We start from the raw sequence: 19,919 nt of genomic DNA, 5'->3' as shown, positions 1-19,919 counted from the left end.
TGTTTTTCAAGTTCCCTATCCATTATCAATATATGCGACGCACAATCAACTCATGCGCATTTGCGACACGGTGTAAAATTTTCGCTCGCATCTCTGGCGTGTCTCAAAAGGGCGAAACCTGTGTGTTTTGTCACCCCGCTCTTGCCCTTTGTCCAGTCCACCCTGCAAAAGGCCAGAAACAAGGACCGGAGGGCAGGATGGCCAAGCTCTACTTCAACTATGCGGCAATGAACGCCGGTAAATCCACCATGCTGTTGCAGGCGTCGTATAATTACCACGAGCGTGGCATGCGGACGCTGATCTTTACCGCCGCCTTCGATAACCGCGCAGGCGTCGGCAAGGTCGCGTCGCGCATCGGCCTCTCCTCCGACGCGATGGTTTTCGATGATACCACGGATATTTTCGTCGAAGTTGATCGTCTGCATGCGGAAGAACCGGTTGCCTGTGTCTTCATCGACGAAGCGAATTTTCTCTCGGAGCACCACGTCTGGCAACTGGCCGCCATTGCCGACAAGCTGGGCATTCCGGTGATGGCCTATGGTTTGCGCACGGATTTTCAGGGCAAACTGTTTCCTGCATCCAAAGAGCTTCTGGCCATTGCCGATGAATTACGCGAAATCCGCACCATCTGCCACTGCGGGCGCAAGGCCTCCATGGTCGCCCGATTCGATTCCGACGGTCAGGTGGTTCGCGAAGGCGCGCAGATCGATGTCGGTGGCAACGAGAAATATGTGTCCTTCTGCCGCCGCCACTGGCTGGAGGCCGTCAAGGGCGAGTGAGGTCCGGGCCTGCCTGCGACAGGTTGGCCCATTTGATTTTGGTCAAGGAACAGGGGCGCTTCGAGGCGTAGGACAGGGCATGGAAAACCGCACAACCGCGGTTTCGCTCGGGAGTTAGCCTCATGATAAACAATGTTATCCGCCTCATTGCCGGCGCTGCTCTGGCAGGTGTCCTCGCATTTCCGGCTTTGGCCGCCGATATCGAGATCAGGATGCTCAACAAGGGCTCGGACGGCCAGGCCATGGTGTTCGAACCCGCAGCCGTCAAAGCCAATGTCGGCGATACCATCACCTTCGTTCCAATCGATAAGGGCCACGATGCAGCCGCCATCAAGGGTCTCATTCCCGATGGCGTCGAGGAATACAAAGGCAAGATGAACGAAACGCTGAAGGTTACCGTGGACAAGGAAGGCGCCTACGTCTTCAAATGCACACCGCATATGGGCATGGGCATGGTGGCTCTGGTCGTCGTCGGCGAGACGCCAGCCAATCTGGAAGCGATCAAAACGGGCAAGCTGCCCAAGAAAGCGCGGGAAAGACTTGATGCGGAACTGACCAAGCTCAATCTCTGAACGCTTTTAAGTTTCCCGCATTGAGAAAAGGTCGCGCATATCTATATGAGCGGCCTCTTTTCCGGCTCGTGATTCGGGAGATTACCCCATATGGCGAAATTGCCGTCTTTTGACAGCCAGCTCGAGAAAACGAAAGCGCAGGCGCAGCATGTGCAGACGTTAACGTCCATGCTGGCCGAGACGTTGGGAGATCTGCCCGATGTCGCCACGCAATCCGTTTTCGAGACCGAAACAGCGCAACTGGCTGAACTTCGTACTGCGAAGGGGTCGCTCGAGGCCGATCTTCTGACTTTCGCCAGCACGGTGGCGGCGCGCACCGACCACGCCTATGCGGCTTTCGACAGGGTTGATGAGGTCGGTCGCCTTCAATCATTTTTTAGTTTCTTCCGACGGGCCAAGGCAAGCTCGTTCAAGGCTGTGAGGGCAAGAACGCTGGCCATTGCGGACAGCTTGCGGTCCACGCTTCTGGAGGCAGCCAGCGTCCATGAACTGGCACTGGCCGACAGACAAAATGCGAGCGCGCTGGTTCTTTCCTGCGAACCGAAGCTTGTTGCCAGCATGGAAAAGCGCCGCACCGTCGTCTCCGCCATGGATGAAGCACGCCAGCGTGACAAGGAGCTTGCTCTTGCTCTCAGCACCCTCAAACGCAAGATCAACGACGCCACAGATACGGTGCGACTCGAGCAACTGAAGGCGGAAGATGCCGAGACGACTGCGCTCTACGACACGGTTCTGGCGACCCGCAAGCGTCTGAGCGACGAACACCACGTGCTGGATCGTCAGGCGGTTTTGCTGGGTGATCTGATCGACGTGCTTAATGATCAGGTTGCGCTCCAAACACTCGTCATCAACAAGCTTTCCATCGAGGCGGAGCGCTGTCTTCAGCTTTATGATGCAGCCTATGGCACGCTGGAACCTCTGTCGGCACTCGCGCAACGGTCTACCTCCTCCGATGATGCAGCAACGAAACCGCTGCCGCTCAACGCTTTCGAGGAGCTTTTGCGGCTTCACACCGAGGGCGGTGTGACCATGCAGGATATCGACAAACGCAAGGCAAGGATCGATGAGGCGTTGCTGCGTCGGCGCTCCAGTGAGGCCAAACCGGACGCCTGACGTAACCAAGACGGGAAAAACGCGCGCCCTTCCGTTGTATCGGGCCTGTCGGCACCATATGTTGTCGGCAGCGATCCACGCACGGATCGCGTTATTGTTGCGTCAAGGAGAGTTTAAAGATGCTCGATCCGGTAATCGCGTTTTTCAAGCGCATATTCGCAGCGCTTGGGAGCGGTGTTTCTCTCGTGATCGCATGGCTTTTCTGGCCGTTTCGCGCAGCCAACGGGTGGTATGGAAACCGGCAAGGCTTCGTCAAACTCCCGATTGCCGCAATACTCATTTTCATCGTTGGTCTCTACGGCTATTTCATTTGGCAGACGCAGGTATGGACGAACTTCAATCCTGATTACGTCAACAATTACAAATACTCCGAGCGCACTTTGAGTGCAGGGCAGGAACTGCCCGCAGCGACGCCCGCGCCTTCTACCACGAGCACCACCACCACAAGCGAACCTGCTGCACCCGTGGTCGCTACGGCCAAAAGCTGCCAGAGCTCCGCCATCGTCGATATGTCGGCGGACCTGATCGACTTCAATGTCGACCAGAATTCATGGATTTCCTCGATGCTGCTCTATCGTCTGGGCCTGTTCGGCATCGATTGGGACAGCACGCCGTTTCTCGACAACAAGGCCTCGTTCCAGCGTGGCGTCAATCAGGCCGTGCGCCGCACATCAGTCGAGCTGGTCGATTCGATTGGCCGCGTTCGCGGCACCTCCGGCATCGATTCCAACCTTCAAAGCGCCCGTGGCAATCTGCAGTTCGACGAGTATTCCTGGTATTTTGGTCTGAACCCTTTTGGCCCGAAAACACCCAGCCCGAGCTATTATCGCTCTGCGGCGGAAAGCCTACGCAAGTTCAACGCGAGCCTGTCCCAGTGCAACTCCGTATTTGATGGCCGCGCGGATAACCTCATCCAGTTCATCGACCGTATCGCCAACGATATTGGTGGCACGTCCGCCATCCTTCGCGAGCGTTCGGAAAACTACAATGGCGGTTGGTTCGATACCCGTGCGGATGACCGCTTCTGGTTCGCCTACGGCCAGCTTTACGGCTATTACGGCATTCTCTCCGCAGCCGGTGCCGATTTTTCACAGGTCATTCGCGAGCGTAATCTGACCAGCCTGTGGAACGACACGCTGCTTCAGACCCGTGCGGCCCTCAAAATCCAGCCATTCGTTATTTCCAATGGTGACGAAAGCGGCTGGATCATGCCATCGCATCTGGCAACCATGGGGTTCTATGTGCTGAGAGTGCGCTCGAACCTTGTCGAGCTGCGGTCCGTGCTGGACAGATAAAGAGGGAGACTGGCGCTTCGCTTTTGCGAGGCGTCAGCTGATCAGTTTAAGGCGAATGGATTTTGCCACAAGCTGCGTGCGGTTGACGCAATCGAGCTTGCGGATCGCGTTGTTCAGATAGGCATTGATGGTGTGGTCGGAGAGCGACAAAATCTGGCCGATCTCGGCTGAAGTTTTCCCCTGGGAAGTCCAGTGGATGACCTCCAGCTCGCGCTTGGTCAGGGTGCGGGGCGCAACCATTTCAGCCCGGCGCATGCGCTCATAGGCGTCGAAGGCGTGGATGGCGATCATGCCTAGCTCGTTGATCGCAACTTGCGACAGCGCCGGGCACGTACCATCGAAACGTACCAGATGCCTGTCACCGTTCAACGCGCTTGTGGGAATGACCAAGCCATTGGCAATACCGTACTTCGTCAGAAGCTCCACAATAGGTTTCGCTTCCGGCTCGCCCGTATCGAGATCACTCAAAGCCCAGAATTGCGGGATCAAAGACTGCTTTACCTTCGGAAGCACCGGGCAAACACCCAGCAGCCGCATCGAGTCGAATTCCCTGATGAAACGTATCGGCAGGGTTGATTCCACGAGTGTAACCGCCAGCAGGTTCTCTTCAGGATGCGGTATCCGCATCAGACTTGCATGGGTAAAGCCGAACTCTTTCGCGATGCTCGAGAGCACCTGTAGCCAGCGAGGACGGCTTTCTGCGGCCGATATCTCTTGACTCAGTAGCGATTGCCGTTCGAGCGTGATCATCAAATTTTTCGTTCGTGATAATTAATATGTTATCGGTGACAAATATACGAACCAGCCAAAAATTCCACTGTTTATTTCAATTTTGGTTCCCTGTTCGTAATATTATTACGAACTGTTTTAATTCAAATAGGTGCATATAGAAACCAACGTTGCATGCACGCGTGGCAACCCTTGGTTAAGCTATTGAAATACCTTATCGCTTTAGGTGGTGGCGAGAGATCAGATGTCCGTCGTGCCCTGAGCAGGCTTGCTTTTTGCCATCAGTTTTTCAAGAAAACCGAGCATGACCGCCGATACCACGAAGGCAAGGTGGATGATGGTGAACCACATGAGTTTGCTGTCGGTATACTGATTGGCGTTCAGGAAAATCTGCAAAAGATGGATGGAGGAAATCGCCACGATGGACGATGCGACCTTGATCTTGAGGCTACCTGCATCCAGCTTGCCCAGAAAGGAAACCTTGTCCTCGCCCTCATCGAAGCGGCTGACGAAGTTTTCGTAACCCGAAATCATCACCATCACGATCAGGCTCGCCACCAGCGCCGCATCGATCAACGCCAACATCGCCAGAATCATCTCGGCATCCGTGTAGACGAAGACGTTCTCGGCGATCTTGAGAAACTTGAAGCCGAACGACAAAGCATAAACCGCCAGCGCCGCCACAAGCCCCAGGTAAAACACCACCAACAGCCAGCGGCTGGAAAGAATGATGCGTTCTACGAGCAGTTCCAGAGATTTCATCGGCGGTTTCCAGGTGGGTCCATTGGCTGAGGGGTCTTGTTTCGCGGGTTGATCTAGACGGTCCCGCGCTGTGCTTCAAGTGCCATGGTGGGGTGACGCTCTTAAAATGCGACGTGGCTAAAATTTCTGACAAGGTCCATCCTGTGCGCTCCACCAATGCAAAAGCGCCGGGATAAATCCCGGCGCTTTCTAGTTTCCAAAGGGGTTGAGTTCAGAACTTCTTGGTAACGGACACCTTAAACGAGCGGCCTGTCTCGCTGTAAAAGTCCGTGCTTGCCACCGTGGTGCCATCTGGAACGTCGATGGCGTTGAAGTATTTTTTGTCGAACACGTTGAAGATACCAGCTTGTATTTTCAAACCGGTAATCTGCTCAGGTTGCCACCACACCGTGGTATCGACAACACCGTATCCGGGCGCTTTGAAACCTGTTCCGCTGACTTTGTCTCTCGCCGATGCCATTGTCAGCGAAAGGTCGGTGCCCCATGTCTCGGCGGCATAACCTAAACCTGCAATGGCGCGAAGCGGTGCAACGGAATTAAGGTAAGCACCAGTGCCCGTGTCACGACCATGCGACCACGCCAGTGAGCCCCACGTGCGCCAGTTGTCCGTAAAACGCCATTCACCTGCAAGTTCGACGCCATAAATTCTGACGCGCGCGAGATTGTCGTAACCTGTAATACCGCCGACTGGAAAATCTCCGCCCGGAGGAGCTATGGTCACAGTATCGATGAAGTTACGATAATAGTTGTCGAAGATCGTCGCAGAGATATTGTAATCGCTAGCGCTGTACTTGGTACCAACTTCGAAGCCATTGCTGGTTTCAGTCTCAAGATCGGGGTTGCCGATTCGAGCATAAGAACCCGGTGCACCATATGTCTGGTAAAGCTCGGTCGCGCTTGGTGCGCGGAAGCCCTGAGACCATTGCGCAAAGAGTTCCAGTTCCGACGTCGCTTGCCATGCGGCGCGCAGCTTCGGAGAGAAACGAGAATCGCTCGTTCCTTCAAGGTAATCCGCATCGAACAGGGGGCTGTCCTGATAGGCCGCCGTGTTTTTGGGCGAGTGCTTGTAATAGTCGAAGCGCAAACCGGGCGTGATGGTCAGGCTGTCGTTCATCAGCTTGATGTCGTCTTCCACATACATGCCGAAAATGACGCTATCGACATCCGGCATGTCAGAAGAATTCGAATGCAGCATGCGGCAGCTTTGGGGGCCGTATGGTTGAGCGATTGTCGTCCAGTCCACGTCAGGGCAATTGTCGATGCCAGCCGAGTACTGGTGCGTATCTTGCCAGCTAAGCTCTCCACCGAAACGAATTTTATTCGAAATACCACCAAGCTGAAGCTCTTTTGACGCATTTCCACTTAAACCGTAAGAGGTTTGTTCAAGGAGGTTATCGCGGTTATAAATGCCTGTGGGAAAACCGTACAACAATGCCGCGCCATTTGGTGCAAAAACGCGGGCATCTTGCAAGCGGAAGCCATTGGTCGTGTTGTTCAGCTTTTGCTTCTGCCAGTAAGCAACGATATTTGCCTGATCAAGCCAGTCAGAATTATCCGGCGAAAGGAAATCGTAAGATGCAGAGATGCGTTTACGGTCAACTTCCTCTCCGGATTTCAGGGTGCCTTGTCGATAGCTCGCGGTGGTTCCCTGCATATTGTCGAAGTCTTCGTCACGATTGAACAGTTCGCCCGTGAGGCCGATTCGGTGGCCGCCGTCGATATACTGATGGAGTTTGACGAGTATGTTTTTCTGATCGAAGTCGCCGGGATTTTCATCGGTTCTGGTTGTGCCGAACCCGCCGATCGTGCCTTCGTTCTTGGTCTCGTGACCCTTTTTATAGCCGCCCTGAACCAGCAACCACGTATCGTTGGCGCGACCAGCGATGGCGGCGTTGTTGCTCCAGCTTGTGTCTCCGCTGTCATAGGTGCTTTTCGTTACAGCGCCGAAATTCTTACCCGCTTCTATGATGTCTTCCGCGTTGAGGGTCTTCAATTCAACGACGCCACCCAGTGCACCCGAGCCAAAGCGGCTGGAATCTGCGCCCTTGGTTATGTCGACCGAGGAAAGGCTGTCGAAGTCGAAGGCGTTCAGTCCACCGCGTGCTGAGTCGCGCGGATCGGTCAGCCAAGGAACGCGAATGCCATCGAGTGTGGTCAGAACGCGGTCGTTTTGAAGTCCGCGTAGGTTCACACTGTTGGTGCGTCCGTTGAAATTGACGCCAGCGTCCACGCGACGCGCGAAGTCTTTAAAATCCGTGACCATGCGCTGTTGAATGACGACGCGGTCGGTTTTCTGGGTGAGAGGTGAGTTTTCCGCTTCTCCATTACCTTTGACTTTTCCTTGAACAGTGATCGTCTCAAGCAGGGTTGAGCCTGACTGGGATGTTTCCTGTGCCATTGCTGGCACTGTTGCGCCCATTACGACAAGCAGCGCTGTTCCGCGTAGAAAACCACGGTATTTCAATTGTTTCGAATTCATTACATGCCCCGGACATCGGAATTGCCTACCCCCACGGAAGGCCTGTCCTCTAGCTATAAATGAAGACTAAAAGAGTCAAGTTTGAATCTGAGTAAAATACTCATGTTTTATTAATGTGAACTGGATTGTTGCGTTTTTGACATCTCGGGCGACAAAGGATGCTCTTACCGGCAATACAAATACCCGCCCTTTCGCTCCAGCACATCCAGATGAAGGTGGTCCTGGTGGGTGGCGTCGCTGCCGGGGGAGAGGACTGTGCGGAAGAAGAGGCAGGCGGCGGTGGTGATGGTGCGTTGGAAGGCACCTTCCATCGTGCCGTCTTCGCCGCGCGGTTTCATGACCAGCGGTTCGCCCTTGTCGAAGGTCATGGTGGCGATGTCGACGGCGCTGCCTTTGGCGTGCTCGGAAATCTTGCCGGTTTCCGCGCTGTTGCGATTGCGGCAGATGTAGGTGGAGGCGTTGCCGAAGGCGGTGACGTTTTTGCCCGGAAGCGCGATTTTTGCCGTCGGCACCACCACGTTCTTGGCCCAGCGCGAGAGTGCAAGGGCTGCTTCACATCGCATGGTGCCTTCGGGTTCCAGTTTTATGCCGGGGATGACGGTCGAAAGCTCGATGGGTGAGGCGATGCCGCAACCGTCTTCCTCGCCTTTGATGGGCGGAAGTTCCTTGAACTGCGCGCCCAACTGCGTCAGCTCCGCGAGGCAGGCTTTCAGTTCTTCCGGGTTTTCTTCCTTGACCGGTTCGCGAGCAGGCTCCTGTTGCTTCTTCTCCTCGTCCGCTTTGGCTTTGGGCTCATCCGGTTTGGGCGCGGTTTCAGGCTTTTCCTCGGGCTTCGGCACGGTGTTTTCCGCTGGCGGCTCGACTGGTTTTTCGTCTTTCTTCACGTCGGGCGCGGGTGTGGTGGCTGCCTTGTCTTGCTGCTCGGGTTTGGGCTGTGGAACCGGCACGTCCTGCGGCGGTTCGGAGGCGGCGATCAGCAGCATGCTGGCTGCTGTTATCATGAGACGATAATACATGGTGACCGGTCGCTCCCCTGTTGCGGCAGGAGCCACAACGCCTGAGCAGGTGTTTCGGTTCGATGGCCGCGCAAATCTGCTTGCCAAGGGCCTGACTTGCCGCTAACAATTTGCGCCATGAACACAGTGTCGAACAACATTGCTATCTGGTGGTGGGGCAGCTAACGCGGCCACGACCAGTCATGTTTACAAGACAAGTCCAAGCCGCCCGAAATCTCAGGCGGCTTTTTTGTTATTCTGCTGCCTGTCATCGGGTCTACAAACGGGAAGAGCCTTAGGAAATGGTAACAATTACTCAGGATGACGGGTCCGAAATCTACGAGACCAAGGGCGGCATTAAGGTCACACGCCAGCGCCGCGCGGCGGATTACGCAAGTTCGATCGACAGCTATGTGGAAGGTCTGGATTCCCGCCGCGGCGCGGTGTTTTCCTCCAATTATGAATATCCGGGCCGCTATACGCGGTGGGATACCGCCATCATCGATCCGCCGCTCGGCATTTCCTGCTTTGGCCGCACCATGTGGATCGAAGCCTATAATGGCCGTGGCGAGGTGCTGCTTTCCTTCATCGCTGACAAGCTGAAGGCCACACCGGACCTGACGCTAGGTGCCTCCACCGCGCGCCGTCTGGACCTCGTCGTCAACGAGCCTGACCGGGTTTTCACCGAGGAAGAGCGCTCCAAAATCCCGACGGTCTTTACTGCCCTCCGTGCCGTCGTTGATCTGTTTTACTCCAGCGCAGATGCGGCTATCGGCTTGTTCGGTGCATTCGGTTACGATCTGGCCTTCCAGTTCGACGCCATCAAGCTGTCGCTGGAACGCCCCGAAGATCAGCGTGATATGGTTCTGTTCCTGCCCGACGAAATCCTCGTCGTCGATCACCACTCCGCAAAGGCGTGGATCGACCGTTACGACTTCGAAAAGGATGGCGTCACGACCCATGGCAAGGCGGAAGAGATTGCGCCGGAGCCTTTCAAGATGACCGATACCATTCCGCCGCGTGGCGATCACCAGCCAGGGGAATATTCCGAACTCGTCGTCAAAGCCAAGGAAAGCTTCCGTCGGGGCGATCTGTTCGAAGTCGTGCCCGGCCAGAAGTTCTTGGAGCGTTGTGATAGCAATCCATCGGCCATTTCGCGCAGGTTGAAAGCCATCAATCCGTCGCCTTACTCCTTCTTCATCAATCTTGGCCATCAGGAATATCTGGTGGGTGCATCGCCTGAGATGTTCGTGCGCGTCTCGGGTCGCCGCATCGAGACCTGCCCGATTTCCGGCACCATCAAGCGCGGCGAAGACCCCATTGCCGATAGCGAACAGATCCTCAAGCTGTTGAATTCCAAAAAGGACGAGTCCGAACTGACCATGTGTTCGGATGTGGATCGCAACGACAAGAGCCGCGTGTGCGAACCCGGCTCGGTGAAAGTCATCGGTCGCCGCCAGATCGAGATGTATTCGCGCCTCATCCACACGGTGGACCATATCGAAGGTCGCCTGCGCGACGACATGGATGCGTTCGACGGCTTCCTGTCCCATGCATGGGCGGTGACCGTGACCGGTGCGCCGAAGCTGTGGGCCATGCGCTTCATCGAAGGCCATGAAAAGAGTTCCCGCATGTGGTACGGTGGTGCCATCGGCATGGTCGGTTTCAATGGCGATATGAACACCGGCATGACGCTGCGCACCATTCGCATCAAGGATGGTATTGCCGAAGTCAGGGCAGGGGCCACGCTGCTGAACGACTCCAATCCGCAGGAAGAAGAAGCCGAGACAGAACTGAAGGCCTCCGCCATGATTACAGCCATCCGTGACGCCAAGGGCCAGAACTCCGCAGCAACCCAGCGGGATTCGGCCAAGGTCGGCACCGGCGTTAAAATTCTGCTGGTCGATCACGAAGACAGCTTTGTGCATACGCTCGCCAACTATTTCCGCCAGACGGGTGCGACCGTTTCCACGGTGCGTTCGCCGGTGGCCGCCGAAGTGTTTGACCGCTTTCAGCCAGACCTCGTCGTTCTTTCCCCCGGCCCCGGCAACCCCAGCGATTTTGATTGTAAGGCAACCATCAAGGCCGCCCGCTCGCGCGATCTGCCTATCTTCGGCGTCTGCCTCGGGCTTCAGGCGCTGGCGGAAGCCTACGGCGGTGAGTTGCGGCAGCTTGCAGTGCCGATGCACGGCAAGCCTTCGCGCATCCGCGTACTGGAACCCGGCCTCGTGTTCTCCGGCCTTGGCAAGGAGGTCACGGTGGGTCGTTACCACTCCATCTTCGCCGATCCGGCCACGCTTCCGCGCGATTTCATGATCACGGCGGAAAGTGATGACGGCACCATCATGGGCATCGAACACACGAAAGAGCCAGTCGCCGCAGTGCAGTTCCACCCGGAATCGATCATGACGCTGGGCGGCGATGCAGGTATGCGGATGATCGAGAATGTGGTGACGCATCTGGTGCGCAAGGCAAAGGTCAAGGCGGCCTGAGCGGACAAAACCTATCGGCGGCGTTATGAAGCGCCGCCGTCTCCCCTCAGCTCTGCGGGTGATGCATAGTGAAGTTCTTCAAACATCTGTGCATCGCTTTGGTGCTGGTCCTCATCAGCATCGCCGCTGGCACCTTGCTGCCAAGGTCGATCATTGGTGACAAATCCGAGGTCGGGGCAGATACGTCTCATCGCATCCTGATTCTCAGCAATCCGATCCACACGGACATTGCCCTGCCTGTTGATGCAGAGCTTCTGGCACGCTTTGGATTTCTACGCGAGGGGCTGCTGGAAATCGATAACCCCGGCGTCCGTTATCTGGTGTTCGGCTGGGGCGGACGGGCGTTTTACACGCAGACCCCGACATGGGCGGACCTCAAGCCGATGCCGGTGTTGAAAAGCCTGACGCTGGACAGCGCGGTTATGCACGTCGCAATGACGGGAGACCTTTCGCTGGCGGATGAGAGCGTGACCACCGTCGCGCTATCGGGCGAGGGATATCAAAGATTGCTCGACTTCATCATGTCCAGCTTTGCTCAATCACAGGGAAAGCAAGTTCCGCTTCTCGGTACAGCTTACGGACCCTACGATGCCTTCTTCGAAGCCGTCGGAGGTTTCAATGTTCTGCTCGGCTGCAACACATGGACGGCCGCCGCCCTGCGGCAAGCGGGCGTGCGGACCGGCTGGTGGACACCGCTTCCTCCGCTTTTGACGGCGTCGATGAGGTTGCATAATACTGAGGTCATCGTCCAAAGCGCTGGTACAGCACCTTTGTAATCTTGCCTACGGCAGTTGCGGGAGAAACACAGAATGGCAGACGAGATCGACAACATTCGTTTTGTGAAAACATTTCCGATCCTCCGCATTTTTGATGAGAGCAAAGCGCGGGAGTTCTATGTGGAGTTCCTTGGCTTCTCGGTCGACTGGGAGCATCGCTTCGGCGATAATTTTCCACTTTATATGCAGGTTTCCCGCGCAGGCCTCTTCCTCCATCTCAGCGGGCACCACGGCGATGCGACGCCGGGGTCGACTGTGTTTGTCAGCACCGTCAACGTAGAGGCTTACCAGCGGGAGCTTGCCGCCAAGGATTACACCTTCATGAAGCCCGGTGTCGAAAAGCTGCCTTGGGGGCTTCAGATGGAGATTACCGATCCCTTCGCAAACCGCATCCGTTTCTGCGAACAGGAACAGGCTGAGGGCTCTTGACCTCGCGCCCACTTTAAATCATAGAAGCCGCACATATGAACCGCCTGCACGAATCCTCGTGCGGGCGGTTCATGCGTTTTGGGGTCCATTTCTGCAATTCATTCGCAACCGCACGGGGACAGGTCATGAACGAACAGGGTCACGCGCTTGTCAGAAAGCTTGCTTTATGGGGCATCCCTTTCTCTATTACGGTATTGGGGCTAAAGCTTCTGGCGTGGTGGGTTACAGGCTCCGTGGCGCTGCTGTCGGATGGTCTGGAATCGACCGTCAATGTGGTCGCGGCCTTCATCGCTTATTTCGTCATTCGTTACGCGCAAAAACCTGCCGACGATGATCACCAGTTCGGGCACCACAAGGCGGAGTATCTTTCTGCCGTGGTCGAGGGCGTGTTGATCGTCGTTGCCGCGTTGCTGATCGTCAAGGAAGCGTGGGGCGGCCTCATGGCTCCGCATCTGCCTGATGCACCGGCGCTCGGTCTTGCTATCAATGCCTTCGCGGGTATCCTCAACGGCATCTGGGCCACGGTGTTGATCCGAGTCGGCAGGAAGCAGTCGTCGCCGGCACTTCTGGCGGATGGGCAGCACATCATGTCGGATGTGGTGACCTCCGGTGGCGTTCTGATCGGCCTCGTGCTGGCGATTGCGACCGGTTACGCCATCCTTGATCCCATCCTCGCCATCGTTGTTGCCATCAACATTCTGTTTCAGGGGTCCAAGGTCATCCTGCACTCTCTGGGCGGGTTGATGGACCGTGCCGTGGAGCCGGAAGAGGATGAGGCGATCAAGAAGGCGATTGCGGAGAATTCAGCCGGTATCCTCAATGTGCATGATTTGAAGACCCGCAGGGCGGGGGCCGTCGCCTTCATCGATTTTCATGTGGTGGTTCCGGCATCTCTTTCGGTCGGGCAGGCACATGAGATTTGCGACCGGCTGGAAGATGCCATAAAGGAAGCCGTGCCGGGTGCCGTGCTGGCCATTCATGTGGAGCCTGAAAGTGAACAGGCGCATGGCGTTCGGGTCGAGTTTCAAGAAGCAGGAGTTTAAAAGATGTCAGTCACGGATGTTTCCGGCCTGTCGCAACTGGGCGCGCAAGTCGCATCGCCTGAAAGCCCGGAAAAAGCTGTTCTGGAAAAAGTGCCGAACGGCAATGCCGGGACCGATTATGTCGTGCGCTTCACCGCGCCGGAATTCACGTCGCTTTGCCCCATGACGGGCCAGCCGGATTTTGCCCATATCGTCATCGATTATATTCCGGGCGATTTTCTGGTCGAATCCAAGTCGCTCAAGCTGTTCCTGCACGCGTTCCGCAACCACGGCGCGTTTCACGAGGATTGCTCTGTTTATATTGCCAAGCGGCTGGTCGAGTTGCTTGCACCAAAGTGGCTTCGCATCGGCGCATATTGGTATCCGCGCGGCGGCATTCCCATTGATGTGTTCTGGCAGACGGGCGCACCGCCTGAAGGCGTGTGGCTACCCGAGCAGGGTGTCGCGACCTATCGCGGTCGCGGCTGACCCCTCGGCAAGTCAAAGCTCAGACGAAGGAATCACCGTCGCCTGAATCGAAGTCGGCGTCGTCATTGCTGTCGTCGTCGTAACTTGCCTGTTGCACATCGTTGCCGCCATTGTCAGCATCCGGCTGGGGCTTGTCGTCATCGCCATAGTAGTTGTTGATGACGGTTTCCTCCACCGGGGCTGCACCGGTTCCAGCACCACCCAGGCCGGAGCCCCAGCCTGTTGACGCAACATGGTTGGAGAAGATGCCGCTCAATGAATTGGCGAGCAGCATGCCGCCAGCTACACCTGCCGCGGCTCCCAATGCACCTTGCAAAAAGCCACCGCCGCCGGTCCGTCCGAATGCGGATGGCTGCTGGCCAGTCCATGGGCCAGCGGGTTGAGGCGCATCGTTGCTTCGCCCCCAAGGGCCCTGCGTTTGGCCTGATGTATCGTTGCGATAGGTTGTAGCTGGCGTGGGCGCAGGTGCCTGCTGTTGGCTGCCGCCGAAAATGGAGCTGAGAAAGCCGCCTTGCTGTGCCTGTTGTGGCACCGTGTTGCCGCTTTCAAGCTGGTTGATGCGCTCTTCTAGCTGGCGAATATGCGCCGCTGCCGCTTCCAGCCCTTTTTCCTGCACGATAACGGCTTGTGCCAGATAATAGGGGGAGGCGGGCTGATCTCTTACAGCCTGCGAAATCAGTGTTTCCGCTTCCGCATCGCGCGGCGTGGCGGATGCGGACTTGACCCTGTCGAACAGGGATTTGAGCAGTTGGGTTTCTTCTGGTGACATCGTTTGCCTCCTTGGCGTGTCGAGAAACGCACACCAAGGAGTTAGGGTTCAAATCCGACTTTTGAAAGCCGCATTTTCTTACATTTTTGTAAGGTTGCTCAGCCGCCGAAGGCGAGCGAAAGCCCAGCCAGCGCCGTCAGCCCGCCGACGATACGCCCAGCCATTGTTCCCAGCTTCGCAATGCCAAGACCAAGCGCAATACCGGCAAGATGCAGAAATGCGGTCGCGATCACAAAGCCGACGCCGAATTGAAGCGCGCCCGCACTGCCCAGTTCACCGCCATGCGCATGGCCGTGGAAGAGCGCGAAGACGCCAACGATGGCAGCGGCAACGCTGACGGGAACGCGTGTCGCCATGGCGACCAGAAGACCGAGTGCAATAACGGAAGCGAGAATAGCCGGTTCGACGAATGGCAGCGCGATGCCACCCAGCGCCAGCAGGAAGCCGATGGCCATGGTGCCGACGAAGGCTGCGGGAATGATGAGGAGCGCTCTGTCCTTACCTCTGGATGCGGCAATCTGCGCTGCCCAGATGCCGACGGCGACCATGACGAGGATGTGGTCTGCACCAAACAGCGGGTGCGAAAATCCGGCCATGAAGGAGCCGTGTTCTTCCGGGTTCAGATGGGCGAAGGCTGGCAATGTGGTGAGGCCAAGCGTTGCTGCGGCGAGTGAAAGTCTTTTGAACATTGTTCCCTCTCGAATTTTTACAGGCGCGGCTGAAGAGGCGCTTGGGTCGCCCTGGGGTCGCGCAGTTAACGATATCGCAAGTCCAAACAGACTGTCCATGCGTCATTTGCCGGTGCTCTGTTTATTAAGCAGTTCCGCGCCTTGTCTTTTTCGCTCATTGTTTTACGAAACAAATCACACTATGTCCGGTAGGTAATGAATTACGTTGGAGACCGCCACATGAACGAAGACGAAGACGACAAGAGCAAGGAACTGCCGATCGGCAAGGAAACGGAAGCGAATCTTTTCAAGTCGCGTTCGATCTTCATCTATGGCGGCATCACGCAGGAACTGGCGCAGAAGGTTTGCACGCAGCTCGTGGCGCTTGCCGCTGCCAGCGACGAAGATATCCGCGTCTACGTCAATTCGCCCGGCGGCCACGTCGAATCCGGCGATAGCATTCACGACATGATCAAGTTCATCAAGCCAAAGGTCTGGATCATCGGCACGGGCTGGGTCGCCTCCGCTGGTGCGCTGATCTACGTATCGGTGCCGAAAGAGCGTCGCGTTTGCCTGCAGAACACACGCTTCCTGTTGCACCAACCATCCGGCGGCACGCGCGGCATGGCGTCCGACATCGAAATCCAGGCGCGCGAGATCATCAAGATGAACAAGCGCCTGATCAAGATTTTCTCGGTGACCACAGGCCAGACGGAAGAAAAGATCGCCAAGGATATCGATCGCGACTATTGGCTGGGTGCGGAAGAAGCCGTGGCCTATGGCCTTGTCGGCAAGATCGTCACATCGCAGGGCGAAATCTAAGGCTCTGTTTCACCTAATTATTGAACCCGCATCGGCATGGCAGATGCGGGTTTTTTATTGCTTTGAATAAAGGTTTTTACGCTCAGGGAATGAGGCGGTTCTTTCGCAGCGTCTCGAATAGGGCAAAGAAAGCGTCATCCGTTGGCTGATATTCCTTGAAGCCCAGACGGCGGCTTTTGCCCATGTCGGTGACGACCTCGATCGGTCGGCCCAGATCGGCGTCGGTGTGCCATGGCGATGCAAGGCGGGTAAGGTCTGGCTCGGCGAGATTTTCGCGAATGGCAATCTTATTCCAGATCTCGGCATCGTGTTTCATTTGCTCTTCGAGCGGAACGACGGTGCCGTCGAAGGGCGCAGGCTCGATGCCGAACCAGTCCGCGATGCGGCCCCACATCCAGCTCCAGCGGAAGATATCGCCATTGACGACGTTGAAGGCTTCGTTCTTCGCTTCAGGCGTTTCTGCGGCCCACAGCAATTGTTTCGCCAACAGATTGGCATCCGTCATGTCCGTCAGGCTGTTCCATTGGGCGGCTGAGCCTGGGAAGCGGAAGGGGCGGCCCGTTTCGCGGCAGATGGTGGCATAGACCGCCAGCGTCGTGCCCATGTTCATGGCGTTGCCAACGGCCTGGCCGATGACAGTGTGGGGACGGTGCACGCTCCACGAAAAACCATCGCGCTTGGCGGCGGCAAAGACTTCGTCCTCCTGCGCGTAGTAGAAGTTCTCGACATCGAGACGGCCTTGTTCCTCGCGGAACGGCGTCTGCGGCAGCGTGCCTTTGCCATAGGCCTCGAACGGGCCGAGATAATGCTTCAGGCCCGTGACCAGCGCCACATGGCGGGTGGATTTGCCCGAGCTCAAACCATCCAGCAGGTTGCGCACCATGGCGGAATTGACGCGGATGTTTTCCGCTTCGCTATCCTGCCGCGCCCATGTGGTGATGAAGACCGCGTCGGGGCGAACATCTGCCAGAGCTTTTGCCGTTCCCGCTGCATCCTGCAAATCTGCGGCCACCGGGGTTATCCCCTCCTGCGTGCCGGGCTTGCGCGAAAGTCCGTAAACGCTCCAGCCTTCTTTCAGCAAAAGATTGGCAGTTGCACTGCCAACGATACCGCTTGCGCCGACGACCAATGCCGTTTTCACCATGATCTTGCTCCTTTTTTGTTGAGACATAACTAGGCATTCTGCGCACCTAAGTGTAGATGGCACTGATTGGGGACATGGATACCAAAGGGTGACCACGATGAAGCCGGGAAGCCATGAAGCGGAATGGCGTGAGGATTGCGCGCCCAGGCGTGTGCTCGAACTCTTCTCGACCAAATGGACGAGCATGATTCTGCATGCGCTGCACAAGCTCCATGATGGTGCGGCACGCACTGGCGTGTTGGAACGCAGCCTGCCGGGCATTTCCAAGAAGATGCTGACGCAGACGCTGCGGGAAATGGAAAGCACAGGGTTGATCACTCGCCACGTCTTTGAAACGAGGCCGCCCGCCGTGGAGTATCGCCTGACGCCGCTGGGAAACCGGTTCATCGAACCAGTGGAGATGCTCTATGCCTGGGGTCGCGACAATGCCGATGCGTTGGATGCTCTTGGCGAACGCTCGACCTCAAGGCGGCAGGCTGGCTCCTAAGCCTTGGCCGCCAGCCACAGCGTATGGCGCGCGCCGCCGCGCTTGCCATTGGCGCGAACGCTGACCTCATCCGTCGCGAAACTGGCCTGCCGCAAACGGCGGGTGAAAGCAGCATCCGGGCCTGATGACCAGACCGCGAGGATGCCCTTTGGGCGCAAGGCGGTTCTCGCTGCTTCAAGTCCTTCTCGATCGTAAAGACTGTCATTCGAAGGCCGCGACAGTCCATCCGGTCCATTATCGACATCCAGAAGGATGGCGTCATAGGCGGCCTTTTTCGAGCGGATGAGCGCACCGACATCACCAACATGAATATCAACGCGGGCGTCATCGAGCGTGCCCTTATGCAGCTCCGCCATCGGCCCGCGCGCCCACTCCACGACCGCTGGCACCAATTCAGCGACGGTCACTCGGGCGTCTGAAGGCAGGGCGCCGAGGGCTGCTCGCAGGGTAAAGCCCATGCCAAGCCCGCCGATCAGCATGCTTTGGTTCTGTCGACCCGCGATGCGTTCGCAGGAGAGTGTCGCCAAGGCTTCTTCCGAGCCGCTCAGCCGGCTGTTCATCAACTCGTTTGAACCGAGCATGATGGAAAACTCCTGGCCGCGCTGCTTCAGGCGCAGTTCGGTGCCGTCGCCGGGAATGGCCGCACGGTCCAGTTCTATCCAAGGAAGCATGTGATATCTCGCTGTTGATGGCGTGGGTTTACACGGGCGGGATGGCGAGAACAACAGGGCAGGGCACACGCACCTTGCACAAGTCATACGCGAGTACCTTCGTTAGCGAAAGCAACCTTGCCAGCGAGAGTGTTTTTTGATCTGCAATGATGATCGCCATTTCTCCGTGCCAGAGCCCCAACCATGTTAAAAGAATTCTCCCTTCAAAGCCTGTTCATGGGCCTGCTGACGGCCTTCGTCGGTTTTGCCAGTTCCTTTGCCGTGGTGCTGCAAGGGCTGAAGGGCGTAGGCGCGACGGATTTCGAAGCGGCATCCGGGTTGATGGCGCTGTCGGTTTCTGTCGGCCTCTGCGCCATTGTTCTCTCCGCCATGACACGACTTCCGATCAGCATTGCATGGTCCACGCCGGGTGGCGCGCTACTGGCGGCGACGGGGGTGATCGAGGGTGGCTTCTCCGCTGCCGTGGGTGCCTTCATCATCTGCGCGGTGCTGATCATCATTGCAGGTCTGTTCAAGCCGCTCGGGCGGGCGGTGGCATCCATTCCCACGCCGCTGGCCAATGCCATGCTGGCGGGCGTCATCATCGGCCTGTGTTTCGCGCCCATCAAGGCCATCGGCTTCAACCCGGCGCTCGGTCTGCCGATCATTCTGGCATGGATCATCGTTGGTGCGTTCAAGCGCCTGTTTGCCGTGCCCGCGGCCCTTGCCGCCTTCGTACTGGTCATGATCTTCGGCGTCGATATTCCCGCAGGGGCCTTGGACAGCATAGCCCAATCGCTGGCACCACCGACGGAATTCGTTATGCCGGTGTTCAACCTGCAAGCCTTGATCTCCATCGCGCTGCCGCTATTCATCGTCACCATGGCTTCGCAAAACATTCCGGGGATCGCTGTTTTGAAGGTCAACAATTACGATCCCCAGCCTGGGCAATTGTTTGCCACCACCGGGCTGTTCTCGTTGCTCGCCGCCCCCTTCGGCGGCCATGCCGTCAACCTCGCCGCCATCACCGCCGCCATGTGCGCTGGAGAAGATGCCCAACCCGACCCCAAACGTCGCTATTGGGCGGTCATCGTCAGCGGCGTGGGCTATGTGATCTTCGGCCTTTTGGCGGGCGTCGTCACCGCCTTCGTGGCGCTCGCCCCACCGATTCTCATTCAGGCGGTTGCGGGCTTGGCATTGGTCGGTGCCTTCTCCGGTTCGGCCGTCGCTGCCTTCAAAGACCCCGAAACCCGCGAAGCCGCAGCCATAACGTTCCTCATTACTGCGTCGGGCCTGTCATTCGGCGGAATCTCCGGCGCTTTCTGGGGTTTGCTTGGTGGTGGTTTGATGTTGGCGCTGACGGGCTTTATGAAACGCGTGAAAAATTGAAGATGCCCTTGCAACCCAAAAAAACGCCGCTTATAAGATTCACTATGACCATTCGCAC

At 57.1% G+C, this 19,919-nt stretch carries 20 protein-coding genes; 12 read left to right on the top strand and 8 right to left on the bottom strand.

Annotated features, from left to right (window positions below):
• Positions 1-197 precede the first annotated feature (197 nt).
• The 4 genes from HRR99_RS10900 (at position 198) to HRR99_RS10885 (ending at position 3,759) form a co-directional block, all read left to right on the top strand.
• Positions 198-779: a thymidine kinase gene (locus tag HRR99_RS10900; protein WP_233121682.1), complete on the top strand. Its 582-nt coding sequence runs from the start codon at positions 198-200 to the stop codon at positions 777-779.
• A gap of 122 nt (positions 780-901) precedes the next feature.
• Entirely contained in the window at positions 902-1,351 is a 450-nt protein-coding gene (locus tag HRR99_RS10895) for a pseudoazurin (RefSeq protein WP_233121681.1), read from the top strand.
• Positions 1,352-1,441: 90 nt separating this feature from the next.
• Complete coding sequence (locus tag HRR99_RS10890) at positions 1,442-2,464, top strand: hypothetical protein (RefSeq protein WP_233121680.1); 1,023 nt, start codon at positions 1,442-1,444, stop codon at positions 2,462-2,464.
• Positions 2,465-2,583: 119 nt separating this feature from the next.
• Positions 2,584-3,759, top strand: a complete 1,176-nt coding sequence (locus HRR99_RS10885; protein ID WP_233121679.1) for a DUF2333 family protein — start codon at positions 2,584-2,586, stop codon at positions 3,757-3,759.
• Positions 3,760-3,792: 33 nt separating this feature from the next.
• On the opposite strand, the gene HRR99_RS10880 is transcribed toward HRR99_RS10885, so the two are convergent.
• The 4 genes from HRR99_RS10880 to HRR99_RS10865 form a co-directional block, all read right to left on the bottom strand.
• Positions 3,793-4,509 (bottom strand): helix-turn-helix transcriptional regulator, encoded by a 717-nt coding sequence (locus tag HRR99_RS10880; RefSeq protein WP_233121678.1) that lies wholly within the window; start codon positions 4,507-4,509, stop codon positions 3,793-3,795.
• A 219-nt stretch (positions 4,510-4,728) separates the two neighbouring features.
• Complete coding sequence (locus HRR99_RS10875; protein ID WP_112499551.1) at positions 4,729-5,250, bottom strand: TIGR00645 family protein; 522 nt, start codon at positions 5,248-5,250, stop codon at positions 4,729-4,731.
• A gap of 211 nt (positions 5,251-5,461) precedes the next feature.
• The gene (locus HRR99_RS10870; protein WP_233121677.1) at positions 5,462-7,648 is read right to left on the bottom strand and encodes a TonB-dependent hemoglobin/transferrin/lactoferrin family receptor; all 2,187 of its coding nucleotides are present in this window, start codon (positions 7,646-7,648) and stop codon (positions 5,462-5,464) included.
• A gap of 245 nt (positions 7,649-7,893) precedes the next feature.
• Positions 7,894-8,745 (bottom strand): extensin-like domain-containing protein, encoded by an 852-nt coding sequence (locus HRR99_RS10865; protein ID WP_233121676.1) that lies wholly within the window; start codon positions 8,743-8,745, stop codon positions 7,894-7,896.
• Positions 8,746-9,026: 281 nt separating this feature from the next.
• On the opposite strand from HRR99_RS10865, the gene HRR99_RS10860 reads away from it, so the two are divergent.
• The 5 genes from HRR99_RS10860 to queF all read left to right on the top strand — a co-directional run bounded on the left by HRR99_RS10860 (position 9,027) and on the right by queF (position 13,932).
• Entirely contained in the window at positions 9,027-11,216 is a 2,190-nt protein-coding gene (locus HRR99_RS10860) for an anthranilate synthase (protein WP_233121675.1), read from the top strand.
• Positions 11,217-11,284: 68 nt separating this feature from the next.
• Complete coding sequence (locus tag HRR99_RS10855; protein ID WP_233121674.1) at positions 11,285-11,992, top strand: TIGR02117 family protein; 708 nt, start codon at positions 11,285-11,287, stop codon at positions 11,990-11,992.
• Positions 11,993-12,025: 33 nt separating this feature from the next.
• Positions 12,026-12,421 (top strand): glyoxalase superfamily protein, encoded by a 396-nt coding sequence (locus HRR99_RS10850; protein WP_233121673.1) that lies wholly within the window; start codon positions 12,026-12,028, stop codon positions 12,419-12,421.
• Positions 12,422-12,546: 125 nt separating this feature from the next.
• On the top strand, positions 12,547-13,464 hold the full coding sequence (locus HRR99_RS10845) for a cation diffusion facilitator family transporter (RefSeq protein WP_233121672.1): 918 nt from the start codon (positions 12,547-12,549) through the stop codon (positions 13,462-13,464).
• Between the two features lie 3 nt (positions 13,465-13,467).
• Positions 13,468-13,932: a preQ(1) synthase gene (gene queF / locus HRR99_RS10840; protein WP_045228639.1), complete on the top strand. Its 465-nt coding sequence runs from the start codon at positions 13,468-13,470 to the stop codon at positions 13,930-13,932.
• 19 nt (positions 13,933-13,951) lie between these two features.
• Here the strand turns inward: queF and HRR99_RS10835 are convergent, their stop codons facing one another.
• Positions 13,952-14,701 (bottom strand): DUF2076 domain-containing protein, encoded by a 750-nt coding sequence (locus HRR99_RS10835; protein WP_233121670.1) that lies wholly within the window; start codon positions 14,699-14,701, stop codon positions 13,952-13,954.
• A 98-nt stretch (positions 14,702-14,799) separates the two neighbouring features.
• On the bottom strand, positions 14,800-15,390 hold the full coding sequence (locus HRR99_RS10830; protein ID WP_233121668.1) for a HupE/UreJ family protein: 591 nt from the start codon (positions 15,388-15,390) through the stop codon (positions 14,800-14,802).
• Positions 15,391-15,609: 219 nt separating this feature from the next.
• On the opposite strand from HRR99_RS10830, the gene HRR99_RS10825 reads away from it, so the two are divergent.
• A complete protein-coding gene (locus tag HRR99_RS10825) occupies positions 15,610-16,191 on the top strand; it encodes an ATP-dependent Clp protease proteolytic subunit (RefSeq protein WP_233121667.1) in 582 nt (193 codons plus the stop codon).
• Positions 16,192-16,273: 82 nt separating this feature from the next.
• On the opposite strand, the gene HRR99_RS10820 is transcribed toward HRR99_RS10825, so the two are convergent.
• The gene (locus tag HRR99_RS10820; RefSeq protein WP_233121665.1) at positions 16,274-17,335 is read right to left on the bottom strand and encodes an SDR family oxidoreductase; all 1,062 of its coding nucleotides are present in this window, start codon (positions 17,333-17,335) and stop codon (positions 16,274-16,276) included.
• A gap of 97 nt (positions 17,336-17,432) precedes the next feature.
• Between HRR99_RS10820 and HRR99_RS10815 the strand changes: the two genes are divergently transcribed.
• Positions 17,433-17,822: a winged helix-turn-helix transcriptional regulator gene (locus HRR99_RS10815; protein WP_065697782.1), complete on the top strand. Its 390-nt coding sequence runs from the start codon at positions 17,433-17,435 to the stop codon at positions 17,820-17,822.
• Here the strand turns inward: HRR99_RS10815 and HRR99_RS10810 are convergent.
• Positions 17,819-18,493 carry a spermidine synthase gene (locus tag HRR99_RS10810; RefSeq protein ID WP_233121664.1) on the bottom strand — a complete coding sequence of 225 codons (675 nt, stop codon included), beginning with the start codon at positions 18,491-18,493 and terminating at the stop codon, positions 17,819-17,821. The genes HRR99_RS10815 and HRR99_RS10810 overlap by 4 nt on opposite strands.
• 183 nt (positions 18,494-18,676) lie before the next feature.
• Here HRR99_RS10810 and HRR99_RS10805 point away from each other — a divergent pair, with 183 nt between their 5' ends.
• A complete protein-coding gene (locus tag HRR99_RS10805; RefSeq protein ID WP_233121662.1) occupies positions 18,677-19,861 on the top strand; it encodes a benzoate/H(+) symporter BenE family transporter in 1,185 nt (394 codons plus the stop codon).
• Positions 19,862-19,919 lie beyond the last annotated feature (58 nt).

The organism is Agrobacterium vaccinii (assembly GCF_021310995.1).
Lineage (GTDB): Bacteria > Pseudomonadota > Alphaproteobacteria > Rhizobiales > Rhizobiaceae > Agrobacterium > Agrobacterium vaccinii.
Note: the sequence above shows the minus strand (reverse complement) of the source record. Positions and strands in the feature narration are given on the sequence as shown.